The sequence below is a fragment of the Embleya sp. NPDC055664 genome (assembly GCF_053618075.1).
Genome location: NZ_JBSHGZ010000008.1, coordinates 275883 through 293103 on the forward strand (window position 1 = coordinate 275883; position 17221 = coordinate 293103).

At 70.2% G+C, this 17221-nt stretch carries 14 protein-coding genes; 11 read left to right on the top strand and 3 right to left on the bottom strand.

Annotation, left to right across the window (positions count from 1 at the left end):
• Positions 1 to 35: 35 nt before the first annotated feature.
• Together ACWGR4_RS17395 and sdhC are read right to left on the bottom strand one after the other, a co-directional pair.
• Positions 36 to 482 (bottom strand): succinate dehydrogenase hydrophobic membrane anchor subunit, encoded by a 447-nt coding sequence (locus ACWGR4_RS17395; protein ID WP_126637499.1) that lies wholly within the window; start codon positions 480 to 482, stop codon positions 36 to 38.
• A 1-nt stretch (position 483) separates the two neighbouring features.
• Positions 484 to 864 carry a succinate dehydrogenase, cytochrome b556 subunit gene (gene sdhC / locus ACWGR4_RS17400; RefSeq protein WP_078979260.1) on the bottom strand — a complete coding sequence of 127 codons (381 nt, stop codon included), beginning with the start codon at positions 862 to 864 and terminating at the stop codon, positions 484 to 486.
• Positions 865 to 1260: 396 nt separating this feature from the next.
• On the opposite strand from sdhC, the gene ACWGR4_RS17405 reads away from it, so the two are divergent.
• From ACWGR4_RS17405 to ACWGR4_RS17450, 10 genes are all read left to right on the top strand, one after another.
• Positions 1261 to 3168 carry a methylmalonyl-CoA mutase family protein gene (locus ACWGR4_RS17405; protein WP_452134210.1) on the top strand — a complete coding sequence of 636 codons (1908 nt, stop codon included), beginning with the start codon at positions 1261 to 1263 and terminating at the stop codon, positions 3166 to 3168.
• Positions 3165 to 5381, top strand: a complete 2217-nt coding sequence (gene scpA, locus ACWGR4_RS17410; RefSeq protein ID WP_452133941.1) for a methylmalonyl-CoA mutase — start codon at positions 3165 to 3167, stop codon at positions 5379 to 5381. Before ACWGR4_RS17405 ends, scpA begins: the two co-directional genes overlap by 4 nt.
• Positions 5381 to 6379 carry a methylmalonyl Co-A mutase-associated GTPase MeaB gene (meaB, locus tag ACWGR4_RS17415; RefSeq protein ID WP_380005198.1) on the top strand — a complete coding sequence of 333 codons (999 nt, stop codon included), beginning with the start codon at positions 5381 to 5383 and terminating at the stop codon, positions 6377 to 6379. The genes scpA and meaB overlap by 1 nt, the downstream gene beginning before the upstream one ends.
• A 184-nt stretch (positions 6380 to 6563) precedes the next feature.
• Complete coding sequence (locus ACWGR4_RS17420) at positions 6564 to 7769, top strand: amidohydrolase (RefSeq protein ID WP_380005196.1); 1206 nt, start codon at positions 6564 to 6566, stop codon at positions 7767 to 7769.
• Between the two features lie 410 nt (positions 7770 to 8179).
• A complete protein-coding gene (locus tag ACWGR4_RS17425) occupies positions 8180 to 9286 on the top strand; it encodes a BMP family lipoprotein (protein ID WP_380005194.1) in 1107 nt (368 codons plus the stop codon).
• A gap of 127 nt (positions 9287 to 9413) precedes the next feature.
• Complete coding sequence (locus ACWGR4_RS17430) at positions 9414 to 11027, top strand: ABC transporter ATP-binding protein (protein ID WP_380005192.1); 1614 nt, start codon at positions 9414 to 9416, stop codon at positions 11025 to 11027.
• A complete protein-coding gene (locus ACWGR4_RS17435) occupies positions 11024 to 12337 on the top strand; it encodes an ABC transporter permease (protein ID WP_380005190.1) in 1314 nt (437 codons plus the stop codon). Before ACWGR4_RS17430 ends, ACWGR4_RS17435 begins: the two co-directional genes overlap by 4 nt.
• 29 nt (positions 12338 to 12366) lie before the next feature.
• Positions 12367 to 13683, top strand: coding sequence for an ABC transporter permease (locus ACWGR4_RS17440; RefSeq protein WP_452133992.1), 1317 nt, complete (start codon positions 12367 to 12369; stop codon positions 13681 to 13683).
• A 5-nt stretch (positions 13684 to 13688) separates the two neighbouring features.
• A complete protein-coding gene (locus ACWGR4_RS17445) occupies positions 13689 to 14078 on the top strand; it encodes a cytidine deaminase (RefSeq protein WP_126637490.1) in 390 nt (129 codons plus the stop codon).
• A gap of 57 nt (positions 14079 to 14135) precedes the next feature.
• Entirely contained in the window at positions 14136 to 15422 is a 1287-nt protein-coding gene (locus tag ACWGR4_RS17450; protein ID WP_452133993.1) for a thymidine phosphorylase, read from the top strand.
• Between the two features lie 107 nt (positions 15423 to 15529).
• Here the strand turns inward: ACWGR4_RS17450 and ACWGR4_RS17455 are convergent, their stop codons facing one another.
• Complete coding sequence (locus ACWGR4_RS17455; protein ID WP_380005183.1) at positions 15530 to 16117, bottom strand: PH domain-containing protein; 588 nt, start codon at positions 16115 to 16117, stop codon at positions 15530 to 15532.
• A gap of 126 nt (positions 16118 to 16243) precedes the next feature.
• Between ACWGR4_RS17455 and deoC the strand changes: the two genes are divergently transcribed.
• The gene (deoC, locus tag ACWGR4_RS17460) at positions 16244 to 17218 is read left to right on the top strand and encodes a deoxyribose-phosphate aldolase (RefSeq protein WP_452133290.1); all 975 of its coding nucleotides are present in this window, start codon (positions 16244 to 16246) and stop codon (positions 17216 to 17218) included.
• Positions 17219 to 17221: the final 3 nt, after the last annotated feature.

Here is a 17221-nt window from a genome sequence, read left to right on the forward strand (position 1 = left end):
CTCGTTCAGTCCTCGGGTGCTGGGATCGGCCGCGGTCAGTTGCCGATGTTGGGGTCGAAGGTGAAGATCACCAGCGTCCCCAGGAAAAGCACGATCAGCGCGGACGTGTACAGCAGCGCCTTGAGCCAGAACCGGGTCTGATCCCGCTCCGCGTAGTCGTTGATGATCGTGCGCAGACCGTTGACACCGTGCAGCTCGGCGAGCCACAGCATGATGAGGTCCCACGACTGCCAGAACGGCGACGCCCAGCGGCCCGCGACGAACGCGAAGCCGATCTTGGACACGCCACCGTCCAGGACGAGCTGGATGAGCAGGTGGCCCAGGACCAGGACGACCAGGAGCACGCCGGACAGCCGCATGAACAGCCAGCCGTACAGCTCGAAGTTGGTCTTGGTCGAACGCGGCGAACGCTTGCTGCGCGGCGACTCGATCGACGGTCCGCCGCCGTGGATCTTGGGTGCGTTTTCGATGGTGGCGGACACTTCAGCTCCCGAAGATGGTCTTGATCGAGTGCTGCAGGATCGGGTAGGCACTGCCGGCCATCAACACGACCCAGACGCCGACGACCGTCCAGAGCATCTGCTTCTGGTAGCGCGGGCCCTTCTCCCAGAAGTCCACCGCGATGATCCGCAGACCATTGAGCGCGTGGAACAGGATGGCCGCGACGAGCCCGTACTCGAGCAGGTTGACGAACGGGTTCTTGTAGATGTCGATCGTCTCGTCGTACGCCTCGGGGGATACGCGAACGAGTGCGGTGTCGAGGACGTGCGCGAACAGGAAGAAGAAGATGAGGACGCCGGTGACTCGATGAGCCACCCAGGACCACATGCCTTCCCGGCCGCGGTAGAGCGTTCCAGCCGGCACGGAAACTACCCTCCGGGTGCGGTACATGAGGGGACACGGCCGGCTGGGAGGGTGTCCGCGTTCGGTGTCGGACCCTCTGGTTGTCGGTCGGCCCGGCCGGGTATCGGTCGCCCGGCCCCGGCCATGGTAGCCACCGATCGGGGGCCCTCTTGTGCCAGGGCGCGCGATGTGATCCATTCCGCATGGCGGAGTGGAACCATCCGGGTGACGTGCGCGTAGCGGGGCACCATTTTCCTGACGCCCCGTCAGCACTCGTATGGGGGAAAGCGGGCCACGCCCGGACGAAAGATCACCGCAAGCACGAACGCGCAGGTCGGTGAGGTGACCCGCCGGTAGGGCTGACATCACATCAGTCGTGCGTATTCATCCGCCGCCTCGGTCCCTACGATGCGACGCATGACGGAGGCTACTGTCGATGGCGGCACGTCTACCGGATCCACCTTCGCTGGCCAATTCCCGCAACCCACGCGGGACCAATGGCAGCGCCTCGTGGCCGGCGTGCTCCGCAAATCGAAGGTGCTGGGCGAGAACGACACGCCCGAGCGCCCCGAAGACCTGCTCGCGACCACCACCTACGACGGCATCACGCTGTCCCCGCTCTACACCGAGGCCGCGGCGCGGCCGGGCCTGCCCGGCCTGAGCCCGTTCGTCCGGGGCTCGCGCGCGGCCGGTCACGCGGCCGACGGCTGGGACGTACGCCAGGCGCACGCCGACACCGATCCGGCGCGGGCCAACGAGAGCGTGCTCGCGGACCTGGAGAACGGGGTCACCTCCGTCTTCCTGTACGTCGGCGCCGACGCCCTGGCCCCGGGCGACCTGGCCCGCACGCTCGACGGTGTGCTGCTCGACCTGGCGCCGGTGGCCCTGGCCACCGGCGCCGACTTCGTTCCGGCCGCCGACGCCCTGCTGGCGGTGTTCCGGGCGAGCGGCGTGGCGCCCGCCGAACTGCGCGGCAACCTCGGCGCCGACCCGATCTCCTCGCACGCGCGCACCGGTTCGGGCGCCGACCTGGGCGCCGTCGCGCAGCTGGCGGCGCGCGCCCACGCGGAGTTCGCCGGGATCCAGGCGATCGTCGCCGACGGCCAGCCGTATCACGAGGCGGGCGGTTCGGACGGGCAGGAACTCGGCGCGGCCACCGCCGCCGGCGTCGCGTACCTGCGCGCGCTCACCGCCGCCGGACTCGACGTGGACACCGCCCTCGGGCTGATCGAGTTCCGCTTCGCCGCCACCGCCGAACAGTTCCCCACCATCGCCAAGCTGCGCGCCGCGCGCCGGCTCTGGGCCCGGGTGGCCCAGGCGTCCGGCGCGTCGCCCGCGGCCGGTGCCCAGCGCCAGCACGCGCTGACCTCGTGGGCGATGACCACCCGGCGCGACCCGTGGGTCAACATGCTGCGCACCACGGTCGCCTCCTTCGCGGCCGGCGTCGGCGGCGCCGACGCGGTCACCGTGCGCTCCTTCGACGCCGCGATCGGGCTGCCCGACGCGTTCTCCCGGCGCATCGCCCGCAACACCCAGGCTCTGCTCCTGGAGGAGTCGCACCTCGCACAGGTGATCGACCCGGCGGGCGGCTCGTGGTTCGTCGAACAACTCACCGACGACCTCGCCCGGGCCGGATGGGCGTTCTTCCAGGAGATCGAGCGGCGGGGCGGCATCGTCGCGGCGCTCGACTCGGGATGGCTCGCCGAGCGCCTCGCCGAGGTGCGCGCCGAGCGGGACCGGGCGATCGCGACCCGGACCGACCCGATCACCGGGGTCAGCGAATTCCCGAACCTGACCGAGGCCCCCGTCGTGCGCGAACCCGCGCCCGAGATCCCGGTCTCCGCCGCCGGGCTGCCCCGGGTGCGCTACGCCGAGGCGTACGAGGCGCTGCGCGACCGCTCCGACGCCCTGCTCGCCGCCACCGGCGCCCGGCCGACCGTCTTCCTGGCCACCCTGGGACCGCTCGCGCAGTACACGGCGCGGGCCGGCTTCGCCGCCAACCTGTTCGCGGCGGGCGGCATCGCCACCGTGGAGGCGGGTACCACCGAGGGTGACGAGAGCGCCGCCGAGGCGATCGTCGCGCGCTGGACCGAAGCGGGCCGCCCGGCGACCGTGGTGCTGACCTCCTCGGAGAAGCTCTACGCCACCCTCGCGGCCCCGGTCGCCGCCGCGCTGCGCGCCGCCGGAGCGGGCCGGATCCTGCTCGCGGGGCAAAAGGCGCACGGCGCCGACGTGGACGGGTACGTGTACAGCGGATGCGACGCGCTCGACGTGCTGCACACCACGTACGACAACCTCTCGCCGACCCCGGAGGGGGCGAAATGAGCATTCCCGACTTCACCCAGGTCGAGCTCGACGCGCCCGCGTCCGGCGACCTCGACGCGTGGCGCGAGGCGGTGCGCGAGGAGACCGGCAAGGACGCCGACGCGCTGACCCACGACACCCCCGAGGGCATCCCGCTCAAGGCGCTGTACACCGACGAGGACCTGGAAGGGCTCGACTTCCTGGGCACCTACCCGGGCATCACGCCCTTCCTGCGCGGGCCGTACCCGACGATGTACGTCAACCAGCCGTGGACGATCCGCCAGTACGCGGGCTTCTCCACCGCCGAGGAGTCCAACGCCTTCTACCGGCGCAACCTCGCGGCGGGCCAAAAGGGCCTGTCGATCGCGTTCGACCTGGCCACCCACCGGGGCTACGACTCGGACCACCCGCGCGTGACCGGCGACGTCGGTATGGCGGGCGTGGCGATCGACTCGATCTACGACATGCGCCAACTCTTCGACGGCATCCCGCTGGACCGGATGTCGGTGTCGATGACGATGAACGGCGCCGTGCTGCCCGTGCTCGCGCTCTACATCGTCGCGGCGGAGGAGCAGGGGGTGGCACCGGAACAGCTCACGGGGACGATCCAAAACGACGTCCTCAAGGAGTTCATGGTCCGCAACACCTACATCTATCCGCCCAAGCCCTCGATGTCGATCATCTCCGACATCTTCGCGTACACCTCGCAGAAGATGCCGAAGTTCAACTCGATCTCCATCTCCGGCTACCACATCCAGGAGGCCGGGGCCACGGCCGACCTGGAGCTGGCCTACACGCTCGCGGACGGCATCGAGTACCTGCGCGCGGGCGTCGAGGCGGGCCTGGACATCGACGCGTTCGCGCCGCGCCTGTCGTTTTTCTGGGCGATCGGGATGAACTTCTTCATGGAGGTCGCCAAGCTGCGCGCGGCGCGCCTGCTGTGGGCCGACATCGTCAAGTCGTTCGGCGCGAAGAACCCCAAGTCCTTCTCGCTGCGCACCCACTCGCAGACCTCGGGCTGGTCGCTGACCGCCCAGGACGTGTTCAACAACGTGGTGCGCACCTGCCTGGAGGCGATGGCCTCGACCCAGGGCCACACCCAGTCGCTGCACACCAACGCGCTGGACGAGGCGCTGGCGCTGCCGACCGACTTCTCCGCCCGGATCGCGCGCAACACCCAGTTGCTGCTCCAGCAGGAGTCGGGCACGTGCGACGTGATCGACCCGTGGGGCGGCTCGGCCTACATCGAACGCCTCACCCACGACCTCGCGGTGCGCGCCCGGGAGCACATCGCCGAGGCCGAGCGGGCGGGCGGCATGGCGTCGGCGATCGCCGAGGGCCTGCCCAAGCTGCGGATCGAGGAGGCGGCGGCGCGCACCCAGGCCCGGATCGACTCGGGCCGGCAGTCGGTGATCGGCGTCAACAAGTACCTGGTCGCCAGCGACGAGGCGATCGACGTACTCAAAATCGACAACAACGCAGTACGCGAGGGCCAGCTGGAGAAGTTGCGCCGACTGCGCGAGGAGCGCGACGACGACGCCGTGCGCCGGGCGCTGGCCGCGCTTTCCGGCGCCGCGCAGGCGGACGTCGAGGGCACCAGGCCGCGTGATCTCGAACACAACCTGCTCGCGCTCGCCGTGGACGCGGCCCGGGCCAAGGCCACCGTCGGCGAGATCTCCGACGCGCTGGAGTCGGCGTACGGCCGGCACCAGGCGCAGATCCGCACGCTGACCGGGGTCTACCGGGAAGAGGTGGGCATGTCGGCCAACGTGGAGACGGCTCGCGGGCTGGTCGCCCGGTTCGAGGAGCTGGAGGGCCGCCGGCCGCGCATCCTGGTGGCCAAGATGGGCCAGGACGGGCACGACCGGGGGCAGAAGGTGATCGCCACCGCGTTCGCCGACCTCGGCTTCGACGTGGACGTCGGCGCGCTGTTCCAGACGCCGGGCGAGGTGGCCCGACAGGCGGTCGAGGCGGACGTGCACGTGGTCGGCGTGTCCTCGCTCGCGGCCGGTCACCTCACCCTGGTGCCGGCCCTGCGCCGGGAGCTGGCCGCGCTGGACGCCGAGGAGATCATGGTCGTGGTCGGCGGGGTGATCCCGCCCGCCGACGTACAGCCGCTGCTCGACATGGGCGCCACCGCCGTCTTCCCGCCCGGCACGGTGATCGCGGACGCCGCGGTGGACCTGCTCCGGGGCCTGTACAAGCAGTTGGACCACGAGCTGCCGGTCGACTGATGGCACGGGTGATCGACGTCGGCGCGTACGCCGAGGGTGTGCTCGCGGGCAATCGCACGATCCTGGCCCGGGCGGTCACGCTGGTCGAGTCCACCCGGGCCGACCACCGCGACCTGGCGCAGGAGTTGCTGGTCAAGTTGCTGCCGCACGCCGGCGGTGCCCACCGGGTGGGCATCACCGGCGTGCCGGGCGTGGGCAAGTCCACGTTCATCGAGACGCTGGGCACCCGGCTGACCGGCGTGGGCCATCGGGTCGCGGTGCTCGCCGTGGACCCGTCCTCCTCCCGGCATGGCGGCAGCATCCTGGGCGACAAGACCCGGATGGGCCGGCTCGCGGTGGACGACCACGCGTTCGTACGGCCCTCGCCGACCGCCGGCACGCTCGGCGGGGTGGCTCGGGCCACCCGCGAGTCGATCGTGTTGATGGAGGCGGCCGGTTACGACGTGGTCCTGGTCGAGACGGTCGGCGTGGGTCAGTCCGAGACGACCGTGGCGAACATGGTCGACTGCTTCCTGTTCCTGACCCTGGCCCGCACCGGCGATCAGCTCCAGGGCATCAAGAAGGGCGTCCTGGAGCTGGCCGACGTGGTCGCGGTGAACAAGGCGGATGGCGACTATGCCCTGGCCGCGCGCCGGGCCGCCCGCGAACTCGCGGGCGCGCTGCGGCTGATGCGCCGGGCCGGGGAGTCGTGGACGACGCCGGTGCTGACCTGTTCGGGGTTGTCCGGGGAGGGGCTGGACGAGGTCTGGGACACCGTCCTCAAACACCGGCGGACCCTGGAGGCCACGGGCGAGTTGGCCGAATTGCGTCGCCGCCAGCAGGTCGACTGGACCTGGGCGACGGTGCACGACGCGCTCCTCGCCGAGTTGCGCGAGCACCCCTCGGTACGGGCTATCGTGCCCGCCCTCGAACGCGACGTCCGGGCCGGCCATCTCACCGCGACCCTTGCCGCGTCTCGCATCCTGGACGCGTTCCATGGGCGGCAAGGGGAGTCCTGAGCAATCGGGCGCTTGGTTTATAGCGGCGCGAGTGGGCAGAAGTGTTCCAATGTGGGAACGAGCGGTAAGTCATACCCCTACCGGCCGTAGCGCATGCGCCGGCGGGAGGCTTTTTTCTCACCCGAACGGGGGTAATTCGCTCCCTACCACGTCGCGAAGACCAATGCAACGTACCCTTGCGTGGGTGAGCGACTCCCTCCACGCCCAGGCCGCCGGCAAGGCCGCGGCTTTCGCCGACGAGCTGATTGCGTTTCGGCGCGATCTGCACATGCACCCAGAGCTGGGTCGGGAGGAGTTCCGTACCACCGGGCTCGTCCGGGAACGGCTGGTGCGCGCGGGTCTGCGCCCGCGACTGCTGCCCGGGACGGGCCTGGTGTGCGACATCAGACCCGAACGTGCCTCACCCGGCGGTCGCGCCGACGAGGGTCTGATCGCGTTCCGCGGCGACATCGACGCGCTGCCGGTCGACGACGTCAAGGATGTGCCGTACCGCTCGACCGTGCCGGGCCGTGCGCACGCCTGCGGACACGACGTGCACACCTCGATCGTGCTCGGCACTGCTCTGGTGCTGGCCGAGTTCGCCCGCGAGGGACTGCTGCCGCGTCCGGTCCGGCTGATCTTCCAGCCGGCAGAGGAGAAGCTGCCGGGCGGCGCGCTCGACGTGATCAAGGCCGGCGGGCTGGCCGGCGTCTCGGAGATCCACGCGATCCACTGCGACCCCAAGGTGGAGGTCGGCCGGGTCGGGCTGCGCTCCGGGGCGATCACCTCGGCCTGCGACCGGGTGGTGATCACGCTCACGGGTGCCGGTGGTCACACCGCCCGCCCGCACCGCACCACCGACCTGGTCACCGCGCTCGCCAAGCTCGCCGCGGAGCTGCCCTCGGCGTTCTCGCGCCGGATCGACCCGCGCTCGGGCGCGAGCCTGGTGTGGGGGCGGATCGAGTCCGGCTCCGCGCCGAACGTGATCCCGCAGCACGGCGAGCTGGAGGGCACCCTGCGCTGCCTGGACCTGGAGGCGTGGCGGCAGGCCCCGGATCTGATGCACGAGCTGGTGGACGTGATCGCCTCGACCTACGGCGCGAAGTGGGAGCTGGAGCACCACCGCGGCGTGCCGCCGGTGGTCAACGACCCCGACGCGGTCGCCTCGATGCGCACCATCGCCACCGGCGTGCTGGGCGCGAGTGCGGTCGAGGGCACCGAGCAGAGCCTCGGCGGCGAGGACTTCTCGTGGTTCCTCGAACGGGTTCCCGGCGAGCTGACCCGGCTCGGCGTGCGACCGGTCGGAGATCCCGTATACGACTTGCACCAGGGGCAGTTCGACGTCGACGAGCGGGCGATCGGGATCGGTGTCGAGCTGTTCACCGGGCTCGCGCTGCGCCCCTTCCGCTGACCCCGACCGGACCCGGCGCCGCCCGTACGGCCGGCCGGGTCCGGAACGGACGTATGCGGAACTGTTAACCATCGCGACTCCGGTCCCCGTTCCTGTCGCGTTCGTGAGTCTGTAATGTTCCGACCCGGTGCCGTTCGACGTCGTGCGGCACCGGGTCTTTTCCGTCTTGTCACGTCTTGTCATGTCGCGGACTGCCCGGTTCCGCGCCGACCCGTCTCGGCCTCGTCAACTCGGCCGGGCTAACGGGGCGTGTTGCGGTGGCGATTCACGGTTTTTGTCGCTCATATTCTTTTACTAGGTATGCTCTCCGACGGTTAGCAGGTCTACGCGCGTTTACCAGGGATCCAAGCGCGTCAGAGTCTGCATCTGGGAGCAGCGCCCGAAGGGGCGCTCATCGGAAGGAGACACCCGTGCGCCGGGTATCCAAGGTGACCGCGGCTGCGGTCGGCGTCACTCTCGCCCTCACCGCCACCGCCGCGTGCGGTAGCAAGCCCGACGACAAGAAGTCGAACTCGGGCACCAGCGCCACCCCCGGTGGGACGCAGGCGGCGAAGATCGACTTCAAGGCATGCATGGTGACGGACACCGGCGGCATCGACGACCGTTCGTTCAACGCGTCGTCGTGGGCGGGCCTGCAGCAGGCCAAGCAGGAGCTGGGCGTCGAGGTGAAGTACATCACCTCGAAGACCGAGAACGACTACGTGCCGAACCTCAACAGCCTCGTGAACGACAAGTGCGGGCTGATCGTCGCGGTCGGCGGCCTGATGGCCGACGCGACCAAGGCCGCCGCGTCCACGCACAAGGACCAGAAGTTCGCGATCGTCGACTCGTCCAGCATCGAGCCGAACGTCCAGGGCCTGGAGTTCAACACGGCCGAGGCCGGCTTCCTCGGCGGCTACCTCGCCGCGGGCTACTCGAAGTCCGGCAAGGTCGCCACCTTCGGCGCGCTGCCGATCCCGCCGGTCACGGTGTTCATGGACGGCTACGTCCAGGGCGTGAAGTACTACAACCAGGTCAAGGGCAAGAACGTCCAGGTCATCGGCTGGGACGACGTCAAGGGCGACGGCTCGCTCGCGGGCAAGTTCGACTCGCCGGCCGACGGTGAGCGCATCGCCAACGACTTCATCGCCCAGGGCGCCGACGTGATCATGCCCGTCGCCGGCCAGACCGGTCTCGGCGCGGCCTCCGCGGTGCAGAAGAGCGGCGGCAAGGCGAGCGTCATCTGGGTCGACCAGGACGGCTACGAGAGCGCCCCGCAGTACAAGTCGGTGTTCCTGTCCACGGTGACCAAGGACATCAAGTCCCAGGTGTTCAACGCGGTCAAGGCCGCGGCGAACAACCAGTTCACCACCAAGGCCACCATCGGCACTCTCGCCAACAACGGCGTCGGCCTCGCCCCGTTCCACGACTTCGACGCGAAGGTCCCCGCCGACCTGAAGTCCGAGCTGACCGCGGTCAAGGGCGACATCGTCAGCGGAAAGATCAAGATCACCTCGAAGAACCAGCCGAAGAGCTGACTTAAGCGATCGGGCGCCGCGGAAGCAATTCCGCGGCGCCCGTGTCCGTCCCGCCCGGGCCCCGAGGGGACCCGGGTCGAACCCGTAGCGGCCCCTCGCGGGGGGCATAGCCGAGGAGGTCTCCGCGTTGAAGCTCGAACTGCGCGGAATCACGAAACGGTTCGGGTCGCTGGTCGCCAACGACCACATCGACCTGACCGTCGAGCCGGGGGAGATCCACTGCCTTCTAGGTGAGAACGGTGCCGGCAAGTCGACCCTGATGAACGTGCTCTACGGGCTCTACGAGCCCAGCGAGGGCGAGATCGTCGTCGACGGGACCCCCCGCAAGTTCCGTACCGCCGGTGACGCGATCGACGCGGGCATCGGCATGGTCCACCAACACTTCATGCTGGTCCCGGTCTTCACCGTCGCCGAGAACGTCATGCTCGGCCACGAGGAAACCAAGCCGATGGGCTGGCTGGACCGCCGTCGGGCCCGCAAGAAGGTGCTCGACCTCGTCGACGAGTACGGCCTCAAGGTCGACCCGGACATGCTGGTCGAGGATCTTCCCGTCGGTCTGCAACAGCGGGTGGAGATCCTCAAGGCGCTGGTGCGCGACGCCAAGGTGCTGATCCTGGACGAGCCCACCGCGGTGCTCACACCCCAGGAGACCGAGGAGTTGTTCCGGGTGATGCGCGCGCTGCGCGAGTCCGGCCACTCCATCGTGTTCATCACGCACAAGCTCAAGGAGGTCAAGGCCGTCGCCGACCGGATCACCGTGATCCGTCGCGGCAAGGTCGTCGGCACCGCCGACCCGGCCTCCTCGGAGAAGGAACTCGCGTCGCTGATGGTCGGCCGGCCGGTCAAGCTGGTGGTCGACAAGACCGAGGCCGAGCCGGGCGCGGTGCGCCTGGAGATCAACGACCTGACCGTGCTCGACGTCAACGGCCAGGCCGTGGTGGACCGGGTCGACCTGCACCTGCGCGAGGGCGAGATCCTGGGCATCGCGGGCGTGGACGGCAACGGCCAGAGCGAGCTGACCCAGGCGATCCTGGGGCTGCGCACCCCCGCGGCCGGGTCGATCAGCCTGGACGGCAAGGACCTGGCGGGCATGAGCCCTCGGCAGATCCTCGGCTCCGGGGTCGGCTTCGTCCCCGAGGACCGGCAGCACGACGGCATCGTGAGCGACTTCACGGTGGCCGAGAACCTGGTCCTGGACATGGTCACCCAGGCGCCGTTCGGCAGGCGCGGGTCGATCGTGCCCGGCGCGGTGCGCGACAACGCGCGCAAGCGGGTCGAGGAGTTCGACATCCGCACCCAGACCATCGACTCGCCGGCCGGCACGTTGTCCGGCGGCAACCAGCAAAAGGTCGTCGTCGCGCGCGAACTCTCGCGCCCGCTGCGGCTGTTCATCGCCTCGCAGCCCACCCGAGGGGTGGACGTGGGGGCGATGGAGTTCATCCACAAGCGGATCGTGGCCGAGCGCGACGTGGGCACCCCGGTGATCATCGTGTCCACCGAGTTGGACGAGGTGGTCGCGCTGGCCGACCGGATCGCGGTGATGTACCGCGGCCGGATCGTGGACATCGTCTCGCCGACCACCTCGCGGGGCGACCTGGGCCTGCTGATGGCCGGCGTGCTGCCCGGCGCGGAGCACGCCGACGGCGCCGGAGCGACCCGCGCCGACACGGCCCCGGCCGGACCGGTCGAGACGAAGACGAACGAGAGCGACGCAACCCCGGGGGAGGAGGACCCAGCGTGACCGAGGACAACAAGAGCACGCCCGGCGAGCCGAGCGAGGCGAAGCCGGCGGCGACCGGGGCGAGCGCGACCGCGCCGCCCAAGCCGTCCCTGGGCCGAGCGATGCTCGACGCGATCATCACCGGCAACTCGGCCGTGGTGACCTTCCTGGCCATCCTGCTCGCCCTGGTGGTCGGCGGCGTCCTGATGATCCTCGCGGACCAGGACGTGCTCGACCAGTACAAGTACTTCACCGCCGCCCCCGGCGACGCGCTCTCCGCCTCGTGGAGCCTGGTCTCCGACGCCTACAGCGCGATGTTCAAGGGTTCGATCATGAACCCGGACCTGTTCGCCGACGGCTCGCTCGAGGACAACTTCCGGCCGATCTCCGAGACGATCACCCAGGCCACGCCGCTGATCTTCGGCGGTCTCGCGGTCTCGATCGCGTTCCGCACCGGGCTGTTCAACATCGGTGCGCAGGGGCAGATCATCGCCGGCGCGGTGTTCGCGTCGTGGGTAGGGTTCGTCGTCGACCTGCCGCCGGTGATCCACCTGGTGTTCGTGATCCTCGCCGGCGTGATCGGCGGCGGTCTGTACGCGGGCATCGCCGGTGTTCTCAAGGCCCGCTTCGGCGCGCACGAGGTGATCGTCACGATCATGCTCAACCACATCGCGGTGCTGATGCTCGGCTGGCTGCTGACCACCGACACCTTCCGGCGCGGCGGGCAGTCGCAGCCGATCGGCAAGGACGCGCACGACAACGCGGTGCTGCCGAACCTGTTCGGCGACAACCTGCGGATCCACTTCGGCATCATCCTGGCGCTGCTGGCGGCCGGGATCTACTGGTGGCTGCTCAACCGCTCCACGCTCGGCTTCGAGCTGCGCGCGGTGGGCTCCAACCCGGACGCGGCCCGTACGGCGGGGATGAGCGTGGCCCGGGCGCAGATCCTGGCGATGGTGATCGCCGGTGCGATGGCCGGTCTCGCCGGTGTCTCGCAGGTGATGAGCTCGACCAACCCGGCACACACGCTGACCCCGAGCATCGACGCCGGCATCGGCTTCGACGCGATCACCGTGGCCCTGCTCGGTCGGACCAAGCCGCTGGGCACGGTGCTGGCCGCGCTGCTGTTCGGCGCGCTGCGCGCGGGCGGTTCGGTCATGCAGGCGTCCGCGAACGTGTCCGTCGACATCGTCATCGTCATCCAGGCCGTGATCGTGCTGTTCGTCGCGGCGCCGCCGCTGGTGCGCTCGATCTTCCGGCTGCGCGGTGCCCGCACGGGCGCCGAGGGCGGGCCGCTGGCCGCCAAGGAGACCGTGGGGGTCCAGGCATGACCGAGCGGAATCCTGAAGGAGGCACGCAGGTGGCGGACACCGTGATCGCCCCCGACGTGGAGGCCCCGGTGAACCCCACCGGCGAGGCCGCCGACGTGGTGCGGGCCGCGGCCCGGAAGAAGGCCCTGATCACGGGCATCGGGTTCGTCCTGGTCGGGCTGTACGCGCTGTGGGCGTTCGGCTTCGGCACCTCGAGTGGTGAGGACGCGGTCTTCGGGATGACCGTGCCCAACCGCGACACCACCCACGTGGGCGACCTGTCGCTGCCCGCGCGCGGTGTGGCGATCGCGATGTCCGTGGTGTGCATGGTCGCGGGCGGGTTGCGGATCGCCTTCGACCGCTCGCGCCTGGCCACCCGGCTGAGCATCGCGCTGTTCCTGATCGCGTTCGTGATCGCGTTCCTGGTGTGGGCGGTCGCGGGCAAGCAGATGTCCTTCGCGGGCGCCCTGCAGAACACCCTGCTGGCCGCGGTGCCGCTGGTGCTCGGCGCGCTCGCGGGCGTGATCGGCGAGCGCTCCGGCGTGGTCAACATCGCCATCGACGGTCAGTTCCTGTTCGGCGCGTTCGCCGCCGCGCTGACCGGCTCGGTGACCGGGTCGTTGTGGGCCGGGCTGGCCGCGGGCGCGGTCGCGGGCGCGCTGATCGGCGGGCTGCTCGCGGTCTTCGCGGTGCGCTACCTCGTCGAGCAGGTCGTCCTCGGTGTGGTGATCAACCTGCTGGTCACCGGCATCACCGGCTTCCTCTACACACAGCTGCTGCAAAAGGACCCCGAGCAGTACAACAACCCGGGCGTGTTCGACAACATCCGGATCCCGGGCTTCGCCGACATCCCGGTGATCGGCCCGGTCCTGTTCGACGTGAACGTGATCGTGTACCTGATGTACGCGCTGATCGTGATCGTGCACCTGGGCCTGTTCCACACCCGCTGGGGGCTGCGCGCCCGCGCGGTGGGCGAGCACCCCACGGCGGCGGACACGGTCGGCATCAAGGTCAACGCGACCCGCTACCGCAACGTGATCATGGCGGGCGCGATCGCCGGTATCGGCGGCGCGTTCCTGACCATCGGCACGGTGGGCACCTTCTCGAAGGACATGACCTCCGGCGCGGGTTACATCGCGCTCGCGGCGGTCATCTTCGGGCGCTGGCGTCCGCTGGGCGCGGTGGCCGCGGCGTTGCTGTTCGGCTTCACCAGCGCGCTCGCGACCTCGTTGCAGCCGCTGAACACGTCGATCCCGAGCCAGTTCCTGCAGATGATGCCGTACGTGGTGACGATCTTCGCGGTGGCCGGTCTGGTCGGCAAGGTGCGCGCTCCGGCGGCGGCCAACAAGCCCTACACGAAGGGCTGACAGGCGTGTCGGAGATCGATTGGCCGGCGCTGCGGGACGCGGCGACGGCGGCGATGCGCGGTGCCTACGCGCCGTACTCGAAGTATCCGGTCGGCGCCTCGGCCCTGGTCGACGACGGCCGGATCGTGTCCGGGTGCAACGTGGAGAACGCGTCGTACGGCCTGACGCTGTGCGCGGAGTGCGGTCTGGTGTCCGCGCTGCACGCGAGCGGGGGCGGCCGGCTCGTGGCGTTTTGCTGCGTGGACGGCGAGGGTGCGGTACTGATGCCCTGTGGGCGCTGCCGGCAACTGCTGTGGGAGCACGGCGGCCCCGGGATGTTGCTGGAAACCAAGCACGGTATACGGCCGCTGCGGGAGATCCTGCCGGATGCCTTCGGGCCCGAGGACCTCGCGTAGCACCGTGTGTTCGTGAGTCGAACGGGCCGCCTCGGCGGCCGAGAGGAAATGGACGGCATGGACGCGATTTCGGTCATCCGAACGAAGCGGGACCGCGGTGAACTGACGGCGGCTCAGATCGACTGGGTGGTCGATGCGTACACCCGCGGCGAGGTCGCGGACGAGCAGATGTCGGCGCTCGCGATGGCCATCCTGCTCAACGGGATGAACGCGACCGAGATCAACCGCTGGACCGACGCGATGATCGCCTCGGGCGAGCGGATGGACTTCTCCACGCTGTCTCGGCCCACCGCCGACAAACACTCCACCGGCGGGGTGGGCGACAAGATCACCCTGCCGCTGGCCCCGCTGGTCGCCGCGTGCGGCGTCGCGGTGCCGCAGCTGTCCGGTCGTGGCCTCGGCCACACCGGCGGCACGCTGGACAAGTTGGAGGCCATCCCCGGGTGGCGGGCGGCGCTGTCCAACGACGCGATGTTGCGGGTGCTGGAGGACGTCGGCGCGGTGATCTGCGCGGCGGGCGACGGCTTGGCGCCGGCCGACAAGAAGCTGTACGCGCTGCGCGACGTGACCGGCACGGTCGAGGCGATCCCGCTGATCGCCAGCTCGATCATGAGCAAGAAGATCGCCGAGGGCACCGGCGCGCTGGTGCTCGACGTCAAGGTCGGCTCGGGCGCGTTCATGAAGGACCTGGACAACGCGCGCGAACTGGCCCGCACCATGGTCCGGCTGGGCGTGGACCACGGGGTCAAGACGGTCGCGCTGCTGACCGACATGTCCACCCCGCTCGGCTTGACCGCGGGCAACGCCCTCGAAGTCCGCGAGTCGGTCGAGGTGCTGGCCGGCGGCGGTCCGGCGGACGTGGTCGAGCTGACCGTGGCGCTGGCCCGGGAAATGCTGGCCGCAGCCGGGCAGACCCGGATCGACCCGGCCGACGCGCTGCGCGACGGCTCGGCGATGGACGTGTGGCGGCGGATGATCCGGGCCCAGGGCGGCGACCCGGACGCCAAGCTGCCGGTTGCGCGCGAGACGCAGGTGGTCACCGCCGCCTCGTCCGGCGTGCTGACCCGGCTCGACGCCTACGCGGTCGGCGTCTCCGCCTGGCGCCTGGGCGCGGGTCGGGCCCGCAAGGAGGAGCAGGTCCAGGCGGGCGCGGGCGTCGAACTGCACGCCAAGCCGGGCGACACGGTGGTCGCCGGTCAGCCCCTGCTGACGCTGCACACCGACACCCCGGAGCGCTTCGAGTACGCGACCGAGATCCTGTCCGACGCGGTCACGATCGCCCCGACGGGCACCACGTTCGAGCCGACCCCGATCCTGATCGACCGGATCGGCCCGACGGCCTGACCCTTCGGTACGCACACGCGAGCGGCCCTCGACCCCACCCGGGTCGAGGGCCGCTCGCGTGCGTCCCGGGATCGACCCGGTGCGTGCCGGGGGCGGGAAAACCGGCCCTACAGCAGGCCCAGCAGCACCGAGGCGAGGCCCGACACGGCCAGGCCGCCGAGGATCTCCGGCGACCAGTGCACCTGCACCGGGCCGGTGGACGCCTTTGCGAACTGTTCGCTCATCCCGCGCAGGTCGTCCACCACCTGGTCGGCGTGCGAGAGCTGGGGCAGGTCGTGCGCGCCGCCGCGGCCGTACGGGTCCTCGGCAGCGGCGCGGCCCTGCTGCCGCAGTGCGCGCTTGCGTTCGCGCAGCGAGACCGGGATCGCCCAGATGTAGAACGACCTGTCGTCCGCGCGCACCTCGATCGAGTATTCGGCGCGCACCCGCTCCACCGCGCCCCACGGCACCACGATGGTCCGGAAGGGGTTGCGGATCACCAACCGCTCCGGCCCGACCAGCACCGCCGAGCGCAGCGTGAGTGCGACCACCAAGATCGCGAAGAAGACCACGACGGCGATCGCGAGCCACTTGGTGTCCCCGTCGCCGCGGATCAACGTGTCGATCACCATCCACAGCCCGACGGCGATCAAAAGCACCCCGACGGCCATCGCCGGTCGGGAGCGGTACGTGGTGATGTCCTCGTCGCTGCTCATGACCGGTGATTGTGCCGCACGACGGCGCGCGGGTGTCGATGCCAGGGGATCGATCGCCTCGGCACTTTGCCTCGACCGGACCGCCGGCTGGGACGCTACGCGAGTAGATATGCTCGTCTTGTGAGCATGCCGTCTGCAATTCTCGCCGACCCGGCCGAGGTCACCTCGTCCGAAGCGGCCCTTCGACGCTTCCTGCACGGGCTTCCCGGCGTCGACAGGGTCGGAACCGAAGCACGGGCAGCGATGCTCGCCACCCGCTCGATCAAGACGGATGCGAAGGTCGCCGCGATCGACCTCGCCATCCGGATGATCGACCTGACCACATTGGAAGGTGCCGACACCCCGGGCAAGGTCCGGTCCCTGTGCGCCAAGGCGCTGCATCCGGACCCGGGCGCCCCCGACGCCCCCCGACCCGCCGCGATCTGCGTCTACGGCGACCTGGTCGCCGAGGCCAAGGCCGCGCTCGGTGATTCCGGCGTACACGTCGCCGCGGTCGCCACCGCGTTCCCGTCCGGGCGCGCCTCGCTCGACGTCAAGCTCGCCGACGTGGCCTACGCGGTCGCCGCCGGCGCGGACGAGATCGACATGGTCATCGACCGCGGCGCGTTCCTGGCCGGCCGCTACCGCGACGTCTTCGACGAGATCGTCGCGGTCAAGGCCGCCTGCGCGCGCGGCGTGGCCGCGGGCGGCGGCAGTGCCCACCTCAAGGTGATTCTGGAGACCGGTGAACTGTCGACGTACGACAACGTTCGCCGCGCGTCGTGGCTGGCGATGCTCGCGGGCGCCGATTTCATCAAGACGTCCACGGGCAAGGTCGCGGTCAACGCGACACTGCCGGTGACACTGGTGATGCTCCAGGCGGTCCGCGACTTCCGCGAGGCGACCGGTCGCCAGGTGGGCGTCAAGCCCGCCGGCGGGATCCGCACCGCCAAGGACGCGATGAAATATCTCGTCCTGGTCAACGAGACGGTCGGCTCCGACTGGCTGGACCCCGACTGGTTCCGGCTCGGCGCCTCCAGCCTGCTCAACGACCTCCTGATGCAGCGCCAGAAGCTGGCCACGGGCCGCTACTCCGGCCCCGACTACGTGACGGTGGACTGACAG